The following is a 21,584-nucleotide window of genomic DNA, read 5'->3' as shown; positions in this document are numbered from 1 at the left end:
TTTAATGTGGGCATGAAAAAGACTTCACTTCAAACCAAACCTTATATGCTCAACGATGGAGAACAAAGATTTGAGTCGTTGGGAGTGCTGGTCAGTATTATGGCGAGCGCAGAACAGACAGGAGGTGCATTTAACCTATTCAATATATTGCTCCCGCTTGGATACGAAACGCCGCTTCACATCCACTACGCAGAAGATGTGGCGATCCATGTGTTGGAAGGCGCACTTGATATTTTTTGGGGCGATGAAAAACAACGTGCAGAAGTTGGATCGTTTTTCTTCCAGCCGCGCGGCACACCGCATGGATTTCGTGTGATTGGAACAGCGCACGCGCGAATATCGTACATGACCGTCCCATCAGGTTTTGATGAATTCGTTATCGCATGCGGCAAGCCCTTTAATGATCTTGAAGCGATGATGTTGGAAGCTCGCTTCAAAATAGAAACCTTGGGTTCGTTACCAGCTTTAGATAAGGAGAAAAAATGAGTACTTTTTGGAAATGGACAAAGAAGATGCTGACTGGTTTGTTGATACTTATTTTAGGTTTGAGTGCGTTGACCTACGCTGCAGGCATGTACGCAAAATCGAAACTCACGCGCGAGAATCTGCCATCTGGTCAATTGACCGATGTCGGCGGCTACACCATGCACTTGTATTGCATGGGAGAAGGCAGCCCAACTGTGATCCTTGAAGCGGGCTTGAATGACTTCCATGTAAGTTGGTCAAAGGTGCAAGCGGAGATCGCAAAGGATACGCGAGTCTGCTCGTATGACAGGGCAGGCCTGGGTTGGAGTGAGGCGAGTCCTCATCCACGCACGAGCGCGGTTATGGCGGAGGAACTTCACACCCTGCTGACGAACAGCGGTATCGAAGGTCCCTACATTTTGGTGGGACATTCCTTCGGCGGGATCATCGTGCGCCTCTTTGCACAGAGCTATCCCGATGAAGTGGCAGGCATGGTGTTGGTGGATTCCGCTCATGAGGAGCAGGTATCGCGCATGCCACATCTAAAAGATTCTGCGGATGAGTTCATCGGTCAGTTCCGCACATTATCCGCAATGAGTTCATTCGGGTTGATGGCAATCTCACCTGCGACCATCCCAAACCGCGGCTTCCCTGATGAAGCGTACAAACAGTATCAGGCGGTTTTGGCAACCACGAATTACTTCAATGCTTCCATTGCTGAGTCAACCGCTTTCTATTCCAACATATCCCCAACGAACACCTCAGAGTTGGGTGACCTGCCGCTAATCGTTTTGAGCCACGGCCTCCCTGATCCAGGCAGTGATGATGACGTGTTCGAGCAAGAATGGACAAAAATGCAGAGTGAGTTGGCAAACTTGTCCTCAAACAGTAGGCAGATCATCGCCGCGCAAAGCGGACATTACATCCAATTGGATGAACCGAACCTGGTCATTGACGCTATTCGTGAACTGGTTGAATCTAAATAATAGAAAAGTAAAAGGAGTATCTCATGTTTGCTGGACATTTAGCCGCTGGTTTGGTTCTCAAGAAAATGGAACGCCGCATCAATTTAGGCTGGTTGTTCTTCGCCGCCCTGTTCCATGATTTTCTGCTCGGTATTCTTGTTCTGCTGGGATTGGAGCAGATCCACATCCCTGCGAACTTCGCGCAGACGCACTATCTCACATTCACGTTCCCGTACTCGCATGGACTTGCGGCCTCAATTATCTGGTCAGCGCTTGCATTCGGAATAACGTACGCCGTCCTGCCGCGCTGGACATACAAAGAGCGCAGTCAGGCGGGATGGGTAATCGCTCTGACCGTGTTCTCCCATTTCGTTTTGGATTGGTTCGTGCATATCCCCGAAATGCCTTTGCTCGGGGATGACTCTCCGAAGATCGGGCTCAGCCTGTGGAATAACCTTCCGCTCGCCATCGCACTGGAAACTGCTCTTGTCATCTTTGGCTTTGTTTTCTACCTCATCACAGTCAAGCCAAAGACAAACCTCGCCCGCTACGGCATCGCCGCCCTGATGATCTTGATCACCACCTTGACCGTCACGGGACAGTTATTCGCCGATACGCCTCCGCCTGCCAACGGCGCCGCCATGTCATGGATTTTCCAACCGTTCCTGATCTGCGGTCTGGCGTACTGGTTCGACAGAAAGGAGGCGTGAAAACAGATAGCCTCATTTCTTTCTTGTAGCACCATATTGAAAATTTTATTCGTTGAATATTTTATATAAGGAGTTTAACAATGACTACTTCGGTTCTATCAACTAACAAAACCAGCTTCAGTTCACTTGTTGAGAGGTATCAAACCCTGATTATTTTCCTGCTTGTACTTGGATTGACCTGGCCATTCATGATCTGGGATGCTCTCGCCTCACATAATGTTTTGCCATTCCGCTTGCCGATTCCAGTGATGCTTATGCAGGCGTATATGCCAACTCTCGCAGCAGTGATCGTCGTTGGGATAACCAAAGGCAAGGCAGGGATCCGTGCTTTATTTTCAAAGCTTTTTATCGCCCGCGTTGGATTCAGGTGGTACGCCTTTTCCATCTTTGTTATTGCAGCGATATGCATTGCGGCCGTCCTGCTTGGCAACCAATTTGGACCTTCTCCTGCGCTTCCGATACTGTCTACTGAAATGCCTTCTGTCCCAATCGCATTGTTGCTCAATATCACGGTCATGTTCATAGTTCGTGGCATCCTCAATGGCGAAGAACTCGCCTGGCGCGGTTCCGCCCTGCCACAACTGCAATCTAAATATAACGCGCTGGTGTCCAGTGTGATTCTCAGCGTGCCATTTACTTTGTTCCACCTGCCGCTGTTTTTCGACCCCGCAATGAACATGGGCCCATTTACCAGCTTTGCAATTCGAGCCGTCGCTCTGACTATCCTATTCACATGGATCTACAACAACACCCGTGGAAGTGTCCTGTTGGCTTATTTTATGCACGCTGCTTTCAATACATGGACGAATGTCTTCTCGATCGAAACTGCTGACAATCATTTCCAGGATTGGATGATGACCGTCGTGATGGTAATCGTTGCTGCTATTGTGGTTGCCGTATCTGGTGCAGAAAACCTTTCACGGACAAATACAAGAATTCAAGAATAAAAAATATCACCAAAGGTGGCAGTCACGATACATGTGACTGCCACTAAATGAAAGGCAAGTCATGAAAAGGCGAACCATGTTGATATCACTTTCAATCCTTCTACTCATTATCATTTTGAGTTTATACACCTTCGCTCCTCATCCGCCAGCCACGCCGAAGCAGGCAGCGAATATCACAGAATTGGAAACCTATTTAAATCAATTGGTTGCTTCAGGCAATCCGCCTGGATTATCGGCTGTCGTAGTCAAAGATGGCGAAGTCGTCTACAACAAAGCCTTCGGCTTTGCCGATGGTCCGCGCAATATCAAAGCCACGCCCGATACCGTCTATCACTGGTGGTCGATGACCAAGATTCCCACCGCCTTTGCCATCATGCAGTTGCAGGAACAAGGCAACCTGAATCTCGATGATGAGGTTAGAAAACATTTGCCGTGGTTCGAGGTGAATTATCCATCAAATACCAGCCCCGCCATCACCATTCGTAACTTGCTTCAACATACATCAGGTCTGCCCGACCCCATCCCTGCCATGATCGGCTGGGTGCATTACAACGATGAAACGTTCAATCAAACTGATGTGCTGAAAAAATATTTACCTGAATTCAACACTTTGAAATTCGAGCCAGGCACAAAGGCTGTTTACGGTAATTTGAATTACATGGTGCTGGGAGCGGTCATTGAGGCTGTCTCTGGTCAAAGCTACGAGACTTACATCACAGAAAATATTTTGCAGCCGCTTGGCATGTCGCAAACAAGTTTTGTTTATTCGCCTGCAATGGCTGAACACGAAGCTGCTGGCACGCTGCCTGTCGTCCACTATTTCACACCACTCCTGCCAACTCTGTTGGACACGAATACACTCATCCGCGAGCGGGATGGAAAAATGCTTTGGATGAATCGAGTTTACATTGATGCGACTCCATCCACAGGTCTGATCGGATCCGCACCTGACGTGGCAAAGTTGATGCTCGCATATCTCAACCGCGTCACACCTAACGGACAGTTGATCCTGCTTCCTGAATCAATCTCCACGCTGACAAATACCGCCCCGCTCGATGGCCGTGGACTTGGTTGGGCGGTTGGCGAATCCAATGGCAAGCGCTACCTTGAACACGGTGGCGGTGGACCGGGCTTCGCCGCGATCATGCGCCTTTATCCCGATGACAGGTTGGGCATCGCCATCCTTTCGAATGGAACAGATCTGGACCGCGACGGGCTTGCTGATTTAATAAAAAGTTTAAAATGGTAAATAAAGCGAAGGAAGAAATCCGATGATGTCCTTGGAGATTTTTCCACACACTTAGTTCGGAAAAGATTGTGCTAGTTTTTGTCCAAAGATTCGCACCCAGCCATGCTCAATCTCTTGTATAAAGTACGCAGAAAAAACTTTATTAGGTATTGAAAAGGAGAGAATATGAAAATATGGTCTACGAGAGTTTTTATTGGTTTGCTGATTCTGATTTTTTCATTCTCGCAGCTTCCCGTTGCGTCGGCGTCTTCCGTAAACGCCTCGAAAGTGGAAGAGATCGACACCTTCGTGAACAACCAGATGAAACGCCACGGAATCCCCGGACTGGCATTAGCCCTGGTTGATGGCGACAAGGTGATCTTTATGAAAGGCTATGGAAAGGCCGACCAAACGGGTCGCCCCATCACTCCGCAAACGCCATTTATTTTGGCCTCAGTGAGCAAGCCGTTGACTGCGGTGGCAATTATGCAATTGGTTGATGCGGGTCAGGTTGAGCTCGACGCCCCCGTGCAAAAATATCTGCCAGAGTTTCGAGTGGCTGACTTGACCGCATCGGGCCAGATCACGGTGCGTCATCTTCTGCTCCACACCAGCGGTATCCCCGCCACGGCCTGCGACACAAAAATAAACGCCAAAACCATTGAAGAATATGTGGCCGAACTTCAAACTGTAAAACTCGACGCGCCTGTTGGCACACGCCACAGTTATTGCAGCGGCAACTACAACGTGCTTGGCCGCGTCATCGAAGTTATCTCTGGGCAATCTTTTGGCGCATACATGCAGGAAAATATTTTTACTCCTTTAGATATGCGGCAAAGTTTCACATCCGAGCAGGAAGCGAAGCAGGCTGGATTAGCTCAAGGGTATCAGTGGTTATTCGGGCTGTCTGTGCCGACACAACATCCCTACAATCCTTCGCAGCTTCCTTCCGGGTATATGATCTCAAGCGCCGAGGATATGAGTCACTTCCTCATCTCGCAACTCAATGATGGTCAATACGCCGATACAAACTTACTGTCCGCGAATAGCGTTGCGGCCATGCAAGTAGCGGGAACGAAACGCGGTGAGAATGGCGGGTATGGATTTGGTTGGGTCATTGCGCCAGTGGGCGATGTGCCTGCCGTCTGGCACGATGGCGTCAATGTCAATTTTCATTCGTTGCTGCTCATGCAGCCCGAAACAAAGCGCGGTGCGGTCGTGCTGATGAATTCATTCGGCATTGTTGCTTATGAAGGTGCATACAGGGAGATCGAAGAAGGTGTTGCTCGGATGCTTGCTGATCTTGAACCCGCGCCTACGTCAACCCGTTTGGGGACTGTCTATTTGATGATCGATACCCTGTTGGCGGGACTCCTTGCCATTGTGCTATTCCCACTTTTGCGGATGCGCTTCTGGCGCCGCTGGTTGCTGGTACAGCAACAGGAGAATCGTCTGCCCTTGATCAGAGTCAGCTTGCGGGCGGCGTGGGAGATCGGCTTTGCGTTAGCGTTCCTGATCGGTATCCGCGTGGTCATCGTCACAGGTCTTGGCGCTCAATCATGGGTTGAAGTCCTGACCGTCTTCCCCGACTTTGTTTTGTGGATTTGGGTATTTGCGCTGACCGTGTTGTTAACAGGTGTCATCCGCATGAAGCTGATTCTGCAAACACGGCAAGCCATCGTTGGTGACGATAACCCAGCTGCGAAAGCATCTGCGATCTAAAGTACGCACATTTGTACAATGTCCATATTGCTGTTTGTGTCAGCTGTTGTGGTTGCGTGGAGTGTAAGCCGGAAGAATACGATTTTATCGAACAAATACTTATAAAAATCATCCACTTTTAGGGCCTCTACAAGCAGGCATGATTTTTCAAAATTATGCCTGCTGAAAAAGGTGGACTGTAGTTTATCGGGGGAGATAATGGGCGATTTCTCTTGTTCGGGGAAAATGCCATTTTTTCGGATGTTCGTTTTATAATTATTATATGTCTACATCAATTTTAGCTACTAAACTTTATACCCCTCCGCCTCGGGCTAAAATTGTCCTTCGCTCTCGCCTGATCGAACAACTGAACATGGGTCTCCGTTCTGGCCGCAGACTGACCCTCATCTCTGCTCCTGCAGGTTTTGGCAAAACGACGCTGGTCAGCGAATGGGTTGCGGATTGCGGACGACCAACCGCCTGGCTATCATTGGATGAAGAGGATGGCGACCTCACCCGCTTTTTTGTTTACTTTATCTCTGCTTTGCAGACGATTGCACCAAATATTGGGGAACAGGCGCTGGGTGTGCTTCAAACCCCTCAACCACCGCCAATCGAATCGATTCTGACAACTCTGCTAAATGAGGTCATAGCAGTCACGGACAATTTCATTTTCGTTCTTGATGATTACCACATGCTTGATTCCAAAGCGATTGATAATGCTCTCAATTTTCTGGTCGATCACCAGCCGCCACAATTGCATTTGGTTATTACCACTCGTGAGGATCCAAATCTGCCTTTGGCTCGGTTGCGAGTTCGCAATCAATTGACCGAATTGCGCGTTACAGATTTGCGCTTTATTCCGTCCGAAGCCGCCGAATTTCTCAACCAGGTGATGGATCTTAATCTTTCGACGGAAGAGGTTTCTGCATTGGAAATCCGCACCGAAGGCTGGATCGCGGGACTGCAATTAGCCGTACTTTCGATGCAAGGCCGCCAGGATGTTCATGGATTCATCCATGCATTCGCAGGAGACCACCGCTATATTGTGGATTATCTGGTTGAAGAGGTCCTGAGGCGCCAGCCCGAATCGATTCGAAACTTCCTACTCCAGACTGCCATCCTTGACCGATTGAATGGCCCGCTGTGCGATGCCGTTACTGACCAGTTGGGGGGCAAAGAGCGATTGGAAACATTGCAGCGGGGTAATTTCTTCCTTATCCCGCTGGATGACAAGCGTCACTGGTATCGCTATCACCATCTTTTTGCCGATGTGCTTCGTATGCATTTGATGACGGAGCAACCCGATCAAATCCCTATTCTTCATCGATGTGCAAGTGAATGGTACGAGCAGAATGGTTCCACATCCGAAGCGATTCACCATGCCCTTGCCGCTCAGGATTTCGAGCGAGCGGCAAACCTGATCGAACGAGCCGTACCGGAAGCGCGGAGAAATAGACAGGAGACTCAGCTGCTAAACTGGCTTAAGGCGATCCCTGACGAAGTGCTCCAGTACAGACCTGTGCTCAGCGTTCACTATGCAGGCACGCTGCTGCAAACAGGTCAGCTTGACGGTGTTAAGGTCCGCCTGCGCAATGCCGAACGATGGCTGGATATGCCAGCGGATACTCAAGTGCAACCTGTTTACGTGGATAAAGAGGATTTTCAGCGTCTGCCCGGCTTGGTTTCCATGTATCATGCCGCGATTGCCCTGACTCAAGGTGATGTGGCAAATACCATGAAACATGCCCAGCAGGTGCTTGAGTTGGCGCGTGAGAATGACGATCTCCTACGCGGGTCAGCATCATCTCTGCTAGGACTGGCATTTTGGACAAACGGCGATCTTGAGACAGCGTACCAGATGTTCTCTAAAGGGATGGCTTATTTGCAGAAAGTTGGATTCATCTCAGATGTGATCGGCGGCTCGGTTACTCTGGCGGATTTACAGATCACGCAAGGTCATTTACACGAGGCAATGAGTATCTACGAGCGCGGATTGCAGCTCGCGACAAAGCAGCAGGATGCTCCAGTTTTGCGAGGCGCGGCAGACATGCATGTAGGAATGAGCGGGCTCTACTATGAGCGTAATGAGTTGAATATCGCCGAGCAACACCTTTTGAAAAGCAAGGAGCTTGGTGAACTTAACGGATTACCGAAAAACCCATATCGCTGGCGTGTTGCCATGGCTCAAATACAAGAAGTTCAGGGTGATCTGGACGGCGCGCTTGACCTGCTTGATGAGGCAGAAAGCCTATATGTGGGCGACTTTTCCCCCAACGTCCGCCCAACATCAGCGTTGAAGGCGCGAGTATGGGTCAAGCAAGGCGAGTTGGAAAAGGCTCTTGATTGGGCGCGTGAACGGAAGCTGTCCATTGAGGAAGAGCCCAGCTATCTGCGGGAGTTCGAGCAAATCACATTTGTCAGGATTCTGCTGTCTCAATATCAGGGTAACCATTTAATCAGTTTGCTTCACGACGCGCTGGGCTTACTGGAGCGCCTCTTGAAAGCGGCAGATGAAGGTGGCAGGATCGGAAGTGTGATCGAAATCCTGATCTTGCAGGCACTCGCTCATCAAATGCAAGAGGATAGGCCTGCTGCTCTTATATCCCTGGAGCGTGCCCTGAAACTGTCTGAGCCTGAAGGCTATATGCGAATATTCCTAGCTGAAGGCTCTAGCATGGCAGAATTAATTCATGATATGGATGCACGCGGAATCCTGCCGAACTACACACGCAAGCTGTTATCTGCATTTGAAGTGGAAGATCAAGGCTTGGATGTAGAAACGCCTCCTTCCGCTGAATCAGCTTCATCGTCCCTGATCGAGGCGCTCAGTCAGCGTGAGTTGGATCTCCTCCGCTTGTTCAAAACCGAATTGTCGGGTCCCGAGATCGCACAGGAACTTGTCATCGCATTGAGTACAGTTCGGACTCATACAAAGAGCATTTACAACAAACTCAACGTCAATAGCCGTCGAGCGGCTGTAAAAAAGGCAATTGAACTCGGCTTGATATAAGCCTGAAACTCACAAAATCCCAAACCCCGCCAGAGAAATGTGGCGGGGTTTTCGATTCTCCCCACACCAAATCCCCACATGTGGGGAAGACAACTCCCCACATTGATTTGTATATTGTCTTCAACCGAACCCAAACAGGCGACGACGCCGGGTGTCCACCTCAGACACTTATCTTATCGGTTCAAAAAGGAGACAAATATGAATACCAGGTCTGAAGTATCGATATTAAGGCTCTACATGTTGCGAGCGATGTATGCGTTCATGGCTATTGGGTTGGCAATCTATAAATTGCCCGCGATTTTCAACCCTCCTGCAAACTTGTCGACCATGGGCAGCGTTGTGCTCAGTGTGCTCGCTGGGCTAGCGCTCTTGGCAGGGGTAGGAATTCATCGCCCACTCAAGATGCTGCCACTGCTGTTCTTCGAGTTTCTGTGGAAGGCTGTCTGGGTTCTGGCGTTCGCGCTCCCCCAATGGTCTGCCGGGCAGTTAGCTCCGGACGCTCAAGAGGTACTGATCAACAACCTCGTGGGTATTGTGTTGGTTCCACTTGTGATGCCCTGGGGTTATGTCTTCAATCACTATCTGAAGGCGCCCGGCGATCCGTGGAGGAAGTAGATATCCCGAAATTCGAAACCTATTTTATGAATTCAAAAGGAGAAAAATAAATGAACGCCAAAGGAAAGAATTCGATCAAAGAGAGCAAGACAAAAATGACTGCATCCACTCTCATGCGGCTGGCAGGTTTATCGGCAATGCTGGCAGGACTATGCATGGTCATCATGGGGTTGTTTCATCCCGTGAACATCCCTGAAGCCGTTACCACTACCACCTGGGTGAATGTCCACATCGCCGCGACTGCCATGAGCTTCTTTGGACTGTTTGGCATGGCAGGGCTGTATGCCCGGCAGGCAGAAAAGTCCGGTTGGCTGGGGCTGACGGGCTTTGCCTTGATGAGCCTCTGGTTTGGGATCGTTATGCCCTTTTCCTTCATGGAAGCATTTATCCTGCCTCGTCTTGCCACTGTACTACCGGAGTTTGTGGCAGGCTTCCTTGGGATGTTTACCGGCGTCCCCAGCGAGATCGACCTCGGAATCCTCCCAACACTGTGGAATCTATCAGGACCCATGTTTATCCTGGGACCCCTACTGTTTGGCATTGCTACGTTCCGTGCCGGTGTCCTGCCTCGCTGGGCGGGTGGTCTGCTTGCCTTCGGCGCCTTGCTAATTCCCGTAGGCGCAATGGTCCCTGCAGAGTACCAACCTGAGGTCGCATTGCTGACGATCGCATTGGCTTTGACGTGGCTGGGATACGCGCTCTTTTCTGAACGCCGCGAGAGATCATCGGAAGTCGTGCCGGGCAAGGTAAGCTCGCAGCTTAGCCAAACCGAAGCCAAGTAAATTCGCGAGAGACATTACACAAGGGACAAGCGCCGTAGGATTGCTTGTCCCTTGTGTACTTAATTGCCACCTAATCGATCGTTCCCGTCCTCCATAAATCCCCACCCGAAATCCCCACATGTGGGGAAGACATCTCCCCACATTGATTTGTATATTGTCTTCAATCGAACCCAAACAGGCAGCGATGCCGGGTGTCACCCACTGACACTTATTTTATAGGTTCAAAAAGGAGACAAAATGAAAGTGACAACCCCGAAACTCATCCGTTGGGCAGGTTTATCCGCCGTGGTGGCAGGGATTATTTTCACGGCTATTGAGCCGACCCATCCATCTATCAATACCAGTACATTCATCATCATCACTTCCTTCAAGACCTCCATCTCAATCTTTGGTCTGCTCGGTATTACAGGGCTCTACGCCAGACAAGTGGAAGAAACCGGTTGGCTGGGTTTGGTTGGCTATCTTCTGCTAACCATCTATTATGCAGTTCAGATGTGCATTTCATTCATCGAACCCACAATCCTGCCGCTGTTGACGACCGTAGCGCCAACGTTTGTTGAAAGCGTATTGCAGTTGGCAAATGGGGTTGGAGAACCAACGAACCTTGGCGGACTCACAACAATGTATTCGCTCGTATCGATACTTTATGTACTTGGCTCCCTGTTCTTTGGCATTGCGATGTTCCGCGCTCGCATCCTGCCGCGCTGGGCGGCTGCCCTGTTTGCCATATCAGGTCCTTTGGCGGGCACCATGTTCACGCTGCTTCCTTATCAGCTCGTCCAGTTGACATCGATACCGATAGGAGGTGCTATGGTCTGGCTGGGGTACGCCCTCTTTTCCGAACGACGAGAGAAACTGTCTGAATCCTTGCTTGATCAGAGAATCGTTTCACAGGAACCAGGCAGTGTCGCCTGAGTACCAATAAATATTTCCAAGGAGTTTAAGATGAAAGCGATCATTCAAAATACAAGTCAAATCAAAGCACCTGCAAGAAAAACTCAAATATCGTGGTGGGTGCCCGTCGGGCTGATCTTCCTCAGCATCATTCCCCTGATCTTTGGCGCGTTACGCTTGAACGAATTGGCAAGCGGCGCTGAGATCACACCAGACAACGCGCGCTTCTTTGCCTCTCCCTCGCCTGTGGTTATTCACATTATTGCATCTGCGGTCTATGCCCTGCTTGGCGCGCTCCAGTTCGTGGGTCGCCTTTGGCAGCGCGGAAGTAAATGGCATCGTTGGGTTGGCAGGTTTCTGGTTCCAGTTGGACTTCTCGTTGGGCTTTCAGGGGTATGGATGACCGTGTTCTATCCCCGCCCGGAAGGCGCAAGCAACCTGCTGTATGCCTTTCGGCTCCTGTTCGGAACTGGCATGGTTCTCTCGATCATCATCGGATACCTCGCCATCCTGCGGAAGGATGTTGATCAGCACCTAGCTTGGATGACACGCGCTTACGCAATCGGTCTTGGTGCAGGTACGCAGGTATTCACGGGTATGGTCGGTGCACTGATCTTCGGCACACCCAATGAATTTCAAAACGCGTTGTTGAATGGCGCAGCCTGGGTGATCAATCTTGCCGTGGCTGAATGGAGCATCCGCAAGGGTTCAACCAGACAAACCCGCACAGCATAAATTTGAATATTGATATCAAGTTCACTTAATATTTTCAAAAATAAGGAGTCTAAAATGAAAGCAATTGTAGCAACCCAATATGGTGGTCCTGAAGTTCTTCAACTCAAAGAGATCGAGAAACCGACACCCAAAGACAATGAAATCTTGATCAAAGTCCATGCGACCACCGTCACCGCCGCGGATTTTCGAATGCGAAGTTTTACCGTCCCTGCCGCATTATGGATCCCCGCTCGCCTCGCGTTGGGCATCACAAAACCCAGACAACCGATCTTCGGCTCTGAACTTTCCGGCGTGGTGGAAGCGGTCGGCAAAAACGTAACCCGTTTCAAGATCGGTGACCAGGTATTCGCATCCACCCTCACAGAGAATTTTGGCGGCTATGCCGAATATAAATGTCTGCCTGAAAAGGCGATGGTGGCGATCAAACCAGCCAATATAACCTATAAAGAAGCGGCAGCCCTTCCCATCGGCGCGACCACAGCATTGCGCATGCTTCGGAAAGGAAATATCCAGCGCGGACAAAAAGTCCTGATCTATGGCGCATCTGGAAGTGTCGGCACGTACGCAATCCAGTTGGCAAAACATTTCGGAGCAGAAGTGACCGGGGTTTGCAGTACCGCCAATCTGGAGCTGGTGAAATCGCTGGGTGCCGATCACGTCATTGATTACACAAAAGAGGATTTTTCATCCAGAGAAGAGCGATATGACGTTATCTTTGATACCCTTGCAAAATTCCCGAAATCGAAAGCATCGAAGGTTCTCGCGCCGAACGGGACCTTCGTAACGATGGCCAATCTCAGCACGAAAGAGGGCATGGAAAACCTGGTCTTCATCAAAGAGCTGATCGAGGCAGGCAAGCTCAAAGTTGTCATCGACCGCTGCTATCCACTGGAAGACATGGTCGAGGCACACCGCTACGTTGATGCAGGACACAAAAAGGGTAATGTTGTCATCTCAGTGGGGCAAAATAATGACAGATGAACAAAAATCAAAACCCGAAGCGAATCAACAGACGGTCTATCAACTCAAGATCAAAGGGCATTTGGGGCCACAACGGATGAAATGGTTTGAAGGATTGACGGTCACTTTGGAGGAAGATGGCAATACCCTTTTAAGTGGAATCATGGTTGATCAGTCTGCATTGCATGGAGTATTAAAAAAAATTCGTGACTTAGGAATGCCATTGCTTGCTGTGAACCAGGTTGAACCCAAACATGTAGAGATGAAAATATCAACCAATTCAGTTAAGCAGAAACGTTCAAAAAAGGAGAAAAAATGATGAAATGGATTGTTTGGATAATGATTGTTGTGGTAATACTGGCTTATGGGCTCGTACACTATGCTATGTCAACAGCGTTAAGAACCGAGAACCCTGTAGGATTTGAAATAATTCAAATCCCTGATGCGGACGGACATGCCTTTCCCGCCGGTGTGTGGTATCCAACTCAGGTACAACCTAAGCCAACGACAATGTTAAGCATCGTGCTGATGGATGTAGCTCGCAATGCCCCAATTTCAGGACATGCTTTGCCATTGGTAGTCATCTCGCATGGAAACAGCGGCGGGCCTGCAAGCCATGCCGACTTAGCCCTTGCCCTTGCGAACGACGGCTATATAGTCGTAGCTCCCATGCACAGCGGTGATAACTATGCTGACCAAAGCGCTGTTGATTCACTGTCCTGGTTGAGTGGGCGCACCAAAGAACTCCATATTACCGTCGACTATATGCTCAAGAATTGGCGAGGTCATGACCGCATCAACCCGGAACGCATCGGCGCTTTTGGTTTCTCTGCGGGCGCATTCACGGTATTGACTGCCGTCGGCGCTCAGCCAGACCTTCGCATCATAGCGAAACATTGTGTCGAGTCGCCTGAGCTTGTTTGCGATCTGCTGCGTTCCGTCAATTCTCCTTACCTGAATACCGATACGCTAACGATGGGAGATGCTTTTTTGCCCGACTTGAGAATTAAGGCGGCGGTCGTGGCGGCACCAGGTTTGGGATTCACAATGGTTCCGAATGGACTTGACAATGTGCGTGTGCCAATTCAACTTTGGGGCGCCGACAACGATATCAATGTTCCGTATGCCACAAATACTAAGCTGGTTCGCGAAGCGCTTGGCTCCAGGGTTGAGTTTCATTCTGTTCCTGGCGCTGCCCATTTCTCGTTTCTCACACCCTGCGGCCTTCTGGCGCCTCCCGAAATATGCTCGGATCAAGGACAATTCGACAGGAAAGCCTTCCATAAGAATATGAATGCTAGCATCATAGCGTTCTTTGAAAAAATTATGAAAAATCCGTGATACACAAATGGATTCATAAGTCTTGTGTTGCCTTCCGATTACTGCGCGGGCACTCTAGCTTTAGCCTTGCATTCTTTATGAAAAAAGAGTTAGCCGTACAGTCTAATCACAGTTAGACATAAACAATTAAGAAAAGGTATCTCATGAATAGTCAGGCCCTCTCCCTCATTAGCGCAATCCTGATCGGACTTGGCGCAACACTCACCACCGACTTATGGGCATTGTTTCTCAAACGTGCCTTTAAGATAGCAGCGCCCAATTACTGTCTAGTTGGGCGCTGGCTCCGACACATGTCGGATGGAACTTTTAGGCATTCAAATATTGCATCTGCACCACAAAAAAGCGCAGAATGCTTGGTCGGATGGATCGCCCACTATATAATTGGCATCACGTTCGCCATCGCTTTTGTTGCATTGGCAGGTAACAGCTGGCTTCAGCATCCGACGCTGATTCTCGCACTCACCTTCGGGGTCGGAACGGTTCTAATGCCATTTTTCATCATGCAGCCTGCATTTGGGCTCGGGTTTGCTGCATCAAAGACGTCAAATCCGACGCAGGCGAGACTTCGCAGCTTGATGAATCATACTGCGTTTGGTATCGGTCTTTATCTGTTCGGGTTGCTAATCAACTGGTTGTTACATGTGTATGCTTAACAAAGGTGTCTTATGTCGATTAATCCATTTCTGAATTCTGAACGCCAGTTACGCAATGGCTGGTGGATCCTTATCTTTTTTCTTGTACTTGCTTCGATCTTGATGCCAGCTTTACTGGTTGCGCAACAAAACTCCATGGATGTCTCCATTGGGCTGCAAGCCGTTATCATTGTGATTGCTTCATGGATTTGTCAATTGCTGCGACGGAAATCATTGACTGAGCTGCTGGGAAAATTCAATATGCGTTGGCTCAAGGAATTTTGCCTGGGCGGCCTGACTGGTGCGGCGCTCATGCTTGTCCCCGCACTCATCATGTGGTTTTTGGGCTGGGTTCATTGGCAATGGAATCCCATAGGATTCTCAACTCTAATGTCAATTGTGCTGCTCTTTGTAGGAGTTGCAGCGGCAGAAGAGTTGTTGTTTCGGGGATTCATTTTTCAACGCCTCATCGCTGGTCTCGGCCAATGGCCAGCTCAATTGATATTGGCAGGGTATTTCTTGCTCACACATTTGAATAATCCGGGCATGACGGGGGATGTCAAAGTTTTGGCGAGTATTAATATTTTTATTGCGTCGCTCATGTTTGGAGTAGCCTTCATTCGTACCAAAAGCCTGGCCATGCCGCTTGGTCTGCATTTTATGGCGAATTTGACACAAGGAGGTGTACTTGGTTTTGGCGTGAGTGGTGCAGACCAGTCGGGCTTATTAAAACCTGTCTTTAATGAAGTTCCAGAATGGTTGACTGGTGGTCAATTTGGACTCGAAGCCAGTGTTCTTGGCTTGGTTTGCGTTGTGATTACATTTATACTGATCCAGAGATGGGACATACCAAAGGGTATTGATCCATAGCTGAAATAAAATCTCATACACGCTCCTCTACGTGATATACCGTGGACCTAAACTAATACCTGTATACATGATCTTCGGACGGCACTGCAAAGCCCGCTCTCAAGAATGCGCTGTGGGCACACTCCTGCTAAATTTCCCCACACCTGTATCGGACTCTTCTTTCCTTTTTCAATCATGGAATTGGGAGAATTCGGAGTTCTGCCGTAGCGCCTTGTATGGAGTAAAATGTTTAAGGTTGCGGAGAATAAATATGCCATACAAAGTTTTCTTTGTTGAAGATGAGATCATTACCCGCGAAGGAATTCGCGATAATGTGGATTGGCAAGCTGGAGGATTTGAATTTTGTGGTGAAGCTGCTGACGGGGAAATGGCTTTGCCGCTCTTGCGCATGGCCCAGCCCGATGTATTGATTACGGATATCAAGATGCCTTTTATGGATGGCCTGCAGCTCAGTAAAATAGTAAGGGAACGCATGCCCTGGGTAAAAATAATCATTCTCAGCGGCCATGATGAATTTGAATATGCTCAGGAAGCTATTAAACTAGGAGTTACAGATTATCTCTTAAAACCTGTCACAGTTCAAAAACTGCAAAATATCCTTCAGAAACTTACCCTGCAGTTGGATCAGGAAAGAAAAGAAAAAGAAAATCTAAAAAAACTTCAGGAACAGGTGGAAGAAAACCAGGCCATACTTCGTGAGAGGCTTCTGTTTAAATTGGTGGTGAGCGCAATTTCCCCTACAGAGGCCATCGAGAAGGGACAGATACTGGGAATTGACCTGATCGCCAGATGTTATTTGATCGTGATCTTGAAAATTGAACTGGATGATCGTACGGAAAATTATGATTATGACGAATACCAGCAGGTTCAATCTGCTGTCATCAAGTTGGCTGAAAAAAATCCAGATATCTTTGTGCTAAAAAGGGATTGGGGCGACCTGATCTTGATGATGAAAGGAAGTACACCGGAATATCTCGAAGAGGAGCGTGATCTACTCCTTGAAGAAATCGAGCAGGTAGTTGCTAAGACCCGCTATAAGGTAACCAGCGGAGTAGGGGGCTCCAAAAAACGGATTGCCGATATATACCAGTCATTTGTAGAAGCATTGGCGAATATAGAATATGTTGCCAGTGAAAATAAAACTGAGTTACACCAGGCTGTTGAGCGGGCGGAATTGCTCAAAGTGGATAAATTGGCAGTTGAAAATTACCTGCGTCATGGCGTAAAAGACGAGTTTACCGAGTTCTTTAATGCTTATATTCGGCCATTGGGTGAAACTGCGTTGAGATCAAATCTGATCAAAAACTATATTTTCGTGGATGTTGTTTTGGCCACCGCCAAATTAGTGAACGAGCTGGGTGGGGATGTTGACGATGTGATACCGGAGTTGAATTCCATTGAAATGACCATGTCGTCCATCAAAACGATCGATCAGTTGCAGGAACAAACTTATAATATCCTTTCCAGTGCGCTGGCCTATCGTGACAGCAAACCTAACGGGCAATATAAAACCCTGATCCGCCAGGCGAAGGAATATATCGAACACCATTACACAAATCCAGAACTGACACTTAACGATGTGGCTTCGCAGGCAAACCTGAGTGCGAGTCACTTTAGTGTTGTATTTAGCCAGGAAACCCATCAAACCTTCAAGGAATACCTGACTGAGATCCGTATCAACAAGGCAAAAGAATTGCTGCGTATGACCGCATTAAGGTCGGCCGATATCGCTTATCAGGTGGGTTATAACGACCCCCATTATTTCAGTTCGGTCTTCAAAAAAAATACAGGTTTCTCACCCATTGAATTTCGGTCACAAATTTAGGATCTTTTGCAGGAGAAAAACGTGGCTCAAAAAACAACAACGCCTGGGTTTAGACAATTTTTGACCAGAATTGGCGTGCAGGCAAATGCAACCAGCAGATCCCCCCGTAAATTTTTAGGGCGGCTGGCCGATTTTCTTGCCGGGCTTAATCTATCCATCCGCGTAAAGATTTTGGTCGCCCTTTGTATCGTCATTTTTTTGATGGGAACCACCAATGTCGTCTCCATGCTGCAAGCGCTAAACTATAGCCGTCAGTATGACGCCATTATCACCAACATTACCACCGCTAACAGCATCAGTGGCAGCATCAAGCCAGATATCGATAATGAAATGTGGAAGATCGTCTCCGGGAAGGTTAAATTTTCAGAGGGAAAGCAATACGAAATCATTGACAATGTAAACGCCAAAGTTCGCTGGATGATGGACAATACCGATTCTCAACGAGCCAGGGTGAAACTGGATTTGATCCTTAGAACTTTGCAATCGCTGGAGGAATATGTCGACCAGATGGGTGACAAGATCGCCCATAACAGCACTGCCGCAGAGAACGAGGCAGTGTTGGAGAACATCCGCTTTGCAACATCAGTGATGGAAGAAGTCGTACAGAACTATGTGCTGTATGAAGTAAATCGTACAGAAAGCCAGTATCAATTGATGCGGGAAAGCTATGTGCGCTGGCAAATCTTTTCCATCATTTTGATCTTTAGCGCCGTGGGCTTTTCAGTGGTAGCCGCCTGGAGTTTATCCCGCAGTATTTACACACCCATAAAAAAACTGCACGATGTCACCACTACCATCACCAAAAATGATTTGGAAGCGTTAATGACCAGTGATAATGTGGATGAAATCACCGAACTTGGTATGAGTTTCAACATTATGATCGGCAAGATCAAAGAATTGTTGGATTCCAAGATCAAGGAACAAGAAAACCTAAAGAAAGCTGAACTGCGCGCGCTCCAGGCCCAGATCAACCCCCATTTTCTATATAACACCCTGGATACGATCATCTGGATGGCCGAATCCAAGAAGACCGATCAGGTGGTCAAGATCGTCACTGCATTATCGAATTTCTTTCGGATCAGCTTGAGCAAAGGCATGGATTGGATCACCATTGGCGAAGAGGTGGAACGTATCAAAAGTTACTTGACGATTCAGAAGATGCGTTATCGCGATATCCTTGATTTCAAAATAGAAGTGGATGAAGATGTCGCCGGGAACACAATCCTAAAACTCCTGCTTCAGCCGCTGGTGGAAAATGCCCTGTATCATGGCATCAAAAATAAACGTCAGCGCGGCATGATTAACGTGCGTGCAAGGCGCAAGGGGGAGAACGAGATCCTGCTTGAAGTGGAAGATGATGGCATTGGGTTTACGCCGGAAAAGCTTGCTCAATTGCGTGCCGAACTGGATGAAGATCAGAGTGATATCAAATTGGAAAGCGGTTTCGGGCTTGGCAACGTTAATAAACGCATCAGGCTATATTATGGCGAGCCCTATGGTCTCACCGTTCAAAGTGAATATACGAGCGGTACTTGTGTAACTTTGGTGATCCCAGCCAAAATGGAGGAAGCTCCCAACAAGGAAGACCCTGCCAACGGTCAGGATTAAGAACCGCGGCAGAAAGATTCGAGGAGTACTTTTGATGAAGATCTCACACATCCTGATTTTATGTACGCTTTTCGCTTCCAGTTTTGGACCTGTGGCCTGTATTCAACGACCCGATTCATTATCTACCCTGCTGCCTGATTCAAATTCAAATTCCAGGCTTGAGAAAAAATATGAAGATTTGATCGTCGGTTATGCCCAACTTGGAGCTGAAAGTGAATGGCGCGCTGCAAACACCATATCCATAAAAGAAACTGCCGAACAATTGGGGGTCGAGTTGCGTTTCCTGGATGCACAGCAAAAACAGGACAATCAGATCGAGGCAGTGCGAAAACTCATCATCCAAAAAGTGGATATCATTGGTATCTCACCTATTGTTGAAACAGGCTGGGAGGAAGTTTTTCAGGAGGCAAAAAATGCCGGTATTCCGATCATCCTTGTGGATCGGCGCGCGGATGTGCCGGAAGACTTCTATGTATCTTATCTGGGTTCCGATTTTCTTGAAGAAGGCCGCAAAGCTGCGCGGATTATGGCAGATCTGGTAAATGAGAAAGCAAGCATTGTCGAGTTGGTGGGTACGATTGGCTCTGCCCCCGCAAATGATCGTTATTTGGGTTTTCGAGAAATACTAAAAGAGTATCCCCAGATGCATATTATTGATTCGGAGTCAGGTGACTTTACGCGTGCGCGCGGCAGGGAAGTAATGGCGGCGTTCCTGAAAAAGTACGGAAATGAAATTACTGCGGTGTATGCTCATAATGATGATATGGCGCTGGGAGCCATCGATGCCATCGAAGAGTATGGACTCAACCCTGGTCAGGATATCAAGATTGTTTCCATAGATGCTGCGCGAGGCGCGTTTGAGGCGATGATCGCAGGTAAATTAAATGCCACGGTCGAATGCAACCCCCTGCTCGGTCCACAATTTTTCGAACTTGCCCTGAAAGTGGTCAACGGCCAGCCCATCCCCAAATGGGTACCCTCCATTGAGGGTATTTTCTTCCCTGAAGATGCCAGCGAGATTTTACCCACCCGCAAATACTAAAAGCTGCCTAAATCGAAAGAAAATTAACTCTTTTCGAAAAAAATCTGCCATTCAATTGAATGGCAGATTTTTTTATTTGATTGAACCATAAAAAACCAACTTTTTCCTAATAAGAAACTATGGAGATTAGTACCCAAAAGGGTTATTCTGTTAATAACATGTTATCGATAACACAATAGGACAATCCCTTGATTCTATCTGATCGAAGAAAACGTGTCACCATTAAAGATGTAGCGCTGGCGGCGGGTGTTTCCACCCAAACGGTTTCGCGCGTGATGAACAAGTTTTCGTACGTATCTGAGAAAACGCGTCAACGGGTTGAAGCAGTGGTTGAGCAATTAGCCTATAACCCCAGCGCCCTTGCGCGGAGCTTAAGTCAGCAGCGCAGTTTTATGTTGGGAATTGTCACATTCGGGTTGAAATATATTGGCCCATCACGCACCATCAATGGCATCGCCGACAAAGCAGATGAACTGGGCTACATGCTCTTGATGAAGGAAATCGATAAATTTAGCACAACAAGCATAGACGAGGTAATCGATTCTCTGCTTGCCCGACAAGTGGACGGGATCTTATGGGTGGCGCCCGAGATTGGGGACAATCACAGCTGGGTTGAAGAACAGAAATCCAAAATTACCGTGCCGATATTGTTCCTGGCTATGAAACCGCGCGATAGTATTTCGAGCGTGTCCACGGATAACTTTCAAGGCGCAGTGATGGCGGTACAGCATTTGTTGAGCTGTGGGCGGAAAAGGATCGGGCACATATCAGGTCCAGTGAGTTGGTGGGAGGCCGATGAACGCAAACGCGGCTGGCAGGAGACCCTGAACTCTGTTGGATTTGATACTTCGGAATATCGTTGTGCGGAAGGCAACTGGTCCTCTGCCAGCGGAGAACAGGCTTTTGGTCAATTGATGCAAAAATTCCCAGATTTGGATGCTGTCTTCGTTGCCAATGACCAGATGTCCCTGGGTGTGCTGCGCGAAGCGATCCGACGGGGAATCCGCGTGCCGGAGCAGTTGGCAGTCATTGGCTTCGATAATATTCCTGAATCCGCTTATTTTTATCCTTCACTAACTACCATTTATCAAGACCTCCAGCTTCTCGGTGAGCAAGCGGTCCAAATCATCGTGGAGATGATCCAGGCACGACAGGAAAACCGGTCTGTGATGGCACGATCAAGGTTTATTCAACCCAGCCTTGTTGTTCGTGAAAGTTCGAGATGCGTTTGATCATATTTCGTCAAATTGA

At 48.4% G+C, this 21,584-nt stretch carries 20 protein-coding genes; all 20 read left to right on the top strand.

The features are described from left to right. Positions 1–12: 12 nt before the first annotated feature. The 20 genes from IPI86_RS18285 to IPI86_RS18190 all read left to right on the top strand — a co-directional run bounded on the left by IPI86_RS18285 (position 13) and on the right by IPI86_RS18190 (position 21,565). On the top strand, positions 13–486 hold the full coding sequence (locus IPI86_RS18285) for a cupin domain-containing protein (RefSeq protein WP_345299447.1): 474 nt from the start codon (positions 13–15) through the stop codon (positions 484–486). After that, positions 483–1,451: an alpha/beta hydrolase gene (locus tag IPI86_RS18280; protein WP_345299446.1), complete on the top strand. Its 969-nt coding sequence runs from the start codon at positions 483–485 to the stop codon at positions 1,449–1,451. Before IPI86_RS18285 ends, IPI86_RS18280 begins: the two co-directional genes overlap by 4 nt. A 23-nt stretch (positions 1,452–1,474) precedes the next feature. After that, the gene (locus tag IPI86_RS18275) at positions 1,475–2,140 is read left to right on the top strand and encodes a hypothetical protein (RefSeq protein ID WP_345299445.1); all 666 of its coding nucleotides are present in this window, start codon (positions 1,475–1,477) and stop codon (positions 2,138–2,140) included. An 80-nt stretch (positions 2,141–2,220) separates the two neighbouring features. Beyond that, complete coding sequence (locus tag IPI86_RS18270; RefSeq protein ID WP_345299444.1) at positions 2,221–3,087, top strand: type II CAAX endopeptidase family protein; 867 nt, start codon at positions 2,221–2,223, stop codon at positions 3,085–3,087. Positions 3,088–3,163: 76 nt separating this feature from the next. Beyond that, a complete protein-coding gene (locus tag IPI86_RS18265; protein WP_345299443.1) occupies positions 3,164–4,336 on the top strand; it encodes a serine hydrolase domain-containing protein in 1,173 nt (390 codons plus the stop codon). Positions 4,337–4,501: 165 nt separating this feature from the next. Next, positions 4,502–6,037, top strand: coding sequence for a serine hydrolase domain-containing protein (locus IPI86_RS18260; protein WP_345299442.1), 1,536 nt, complete (start codon positions 4,502–4,504; stop codon positions 6,035–6,037). Between the two features lie 352 nt (positions 6,038–6,389). After that, complete coding sequence (locus IPI86_RS18255) at positions 6,390–9,029, top strand: LuxR C-terminal-related transcriptional regulator (RefSeq protein ID WP_345299441.1); 2,640 nt, start codon at positions 6,390–6,392, stop codon at positions 9,027–9,029. Between the two features lie 198 nt (positions 9,030–9,227). Next, a complete protein-coding gene (locus IPI86_RS18250; RefSeq protein WP_345299440.1) occupies positions 9,228–9,644 on the top strand; it encodes a hypothetical protein in 417 nt (138 codons plus the stop codon). Positions 9,645–9,694: 50 nt separating this feature from the next. Then, complete coding sequence (locus IPI86_RS18245; RefSeq protein WP_345299439.1) at positions 9,695–10,426, top strand: hypothetical protein; 732 nt, start codon at positions 9,695–9,697, stop codon at positions 10,424–10,426. Positions 10,427–10,663: 237 nt separating this feature from the next. Next, positions 10,664–11,341: a hypothetical protein gene (locus IPI86_RS18240; RefSeq protein WP_345299438.1), complete on the top strand. Its 678-nt coding sequence runs from the start codon at positions 10,664–10,666 to the stop codon at positions 11,339–11,341. Between the two features lie 30 nt (positions 11,342–11,371). Then, positions 11,372–12,055: a DUF2306 domain-containing protein gene (locus IPI86_RS18235; RefSeq protein WP_345299437.1), complete on the top strand. Its 684-nt coding sequence runs from the start codon at positions 11,372–11,374 to the stop codon at positions 12,053–12,055. Between the two features lie 54 nt (positions 12,056–12,109). Beyond that, positions 12,110–13,036: an NAD(P)-dependent alcohol dehydrogenase gene (locus IPI86_RS18230; protein ID WP_345299436.1), complete on the top strand. Its 927-nt coding sequence runs from the start codon at positions 12,110–12,112 to the stop codon at positions 13,034–13,036. Beyond that, complete coding sequence (locus IPI86_RS18225) at positions 13,026–13,334, top strand: hypothetical protein (protein WP_345299435.1); 309 nt, start codon at positions 13,026–13,028, stop codon at positions 13,332–13,334. Before IPI86_RS18230 ends, IPI86_RS18225 begins: the two co-directional genes overlap by 11 nt. Next, positions 13,331–14,356: a dienelactone hydrolase gene (locus tag IPI86_RS18220; RefSeq protein WP_345299434.1), complete on the top strand. Its 1,026-nt coding sequence runs from the start codon at positions 13,331–13,333 to the stop codon at positions 14,354–14,356. The genes IPI86_RS18225 and IPI86_RS18220 overlap by 4 nt, the downstream gene beginning before the upstream one ends. A gap of 143 nt (positions 14,357–14,499) precedes the next feature. Then, positions 14,500–15,009, top strand: a complete 510-nt coding sequence (locus IPI86_RS18215; protein WP_345299433.1) for a DUF2938 domain-containing protein — start codon at positions 14,500–14,502, stop codon at positions 15,007–15,009. A 12-nt stretch (positions 15,010–15,021) separates the two neighbouring features. Beyond that, entirely contained in the window at positions 15,022–15,858 is an 837-nt protein-coding gene (locus tag IPI86_RS18210; RefSeq protein ID WP_345299432.1) for a type II CAAX endopeptidase family protein, read from the top strand. 250 nt (positions 15,859–16,108) lie between these two features. Beyond that, entirely contained in the window at positions 16,109–17,683 is a 1,575-nt protein-coding gene (locus IPI86_RS18205) for a response regulator (RefSeq protein ID WP_345299431.1), read from the top strand. Positions 17,684–17,704: 21 nt separating this feature from the next. After that, positions 17,705–19,291 carry a sensor histidine kinase gene (locus IPI86_RS18200; protein WP_345299430.1) on the top strand — a complete coding sequence of 529 codons (1,587 nt, stop codon included), beginning with the start codon at positions 17,705–17,707 and terminating at the stop codon, positions 19,289–19,291. Positions 19,292–19,325: 34 nt separating this feature from the next. Then, a complete protein-coding gene (locus tag IPI86_RS18195) occupies positions 19,326–20,333 on the top strand; it encodes an ABC transporter substrate-binding protein (RefSeq protein ID WP_345299429.1) in 1,008 nt (335 codons plus the stop codon). A gap of 188 nt (positions 20,334–20,521) precedes the next feature. Beyond that, positions 20,522–21,565: a LacI family DNA-binding transcriptional regulator gene (locus IPI86_RS18190; RefSeq protein ID WP_345299428.1), complete on the top strand. Its 1,044-nt coding sequence runs from the start codon at positions 20,522–20,524 to the stop codon at positions 21,563–21,565. The last annotated feature ends 19 nt before the right edge of the window (positions 21,566–21,584 follow it).

It is taken from the genome of Candidatus Villigracilis affinis (assembly GCF_016705895.1).
GTDB classification, from domain to species: domain Bacteria; phylum Chloroflexota; class Anaerolineae; order Anaerolineales; family Villigracilaceae; genus Villigracilis; species Villigracilis affinis.
The sequence above is the reverse complement of the archived record's forward strand: the minus strand, read 5'-3'. Positions and strand labels throughout refer to the sequence as shown.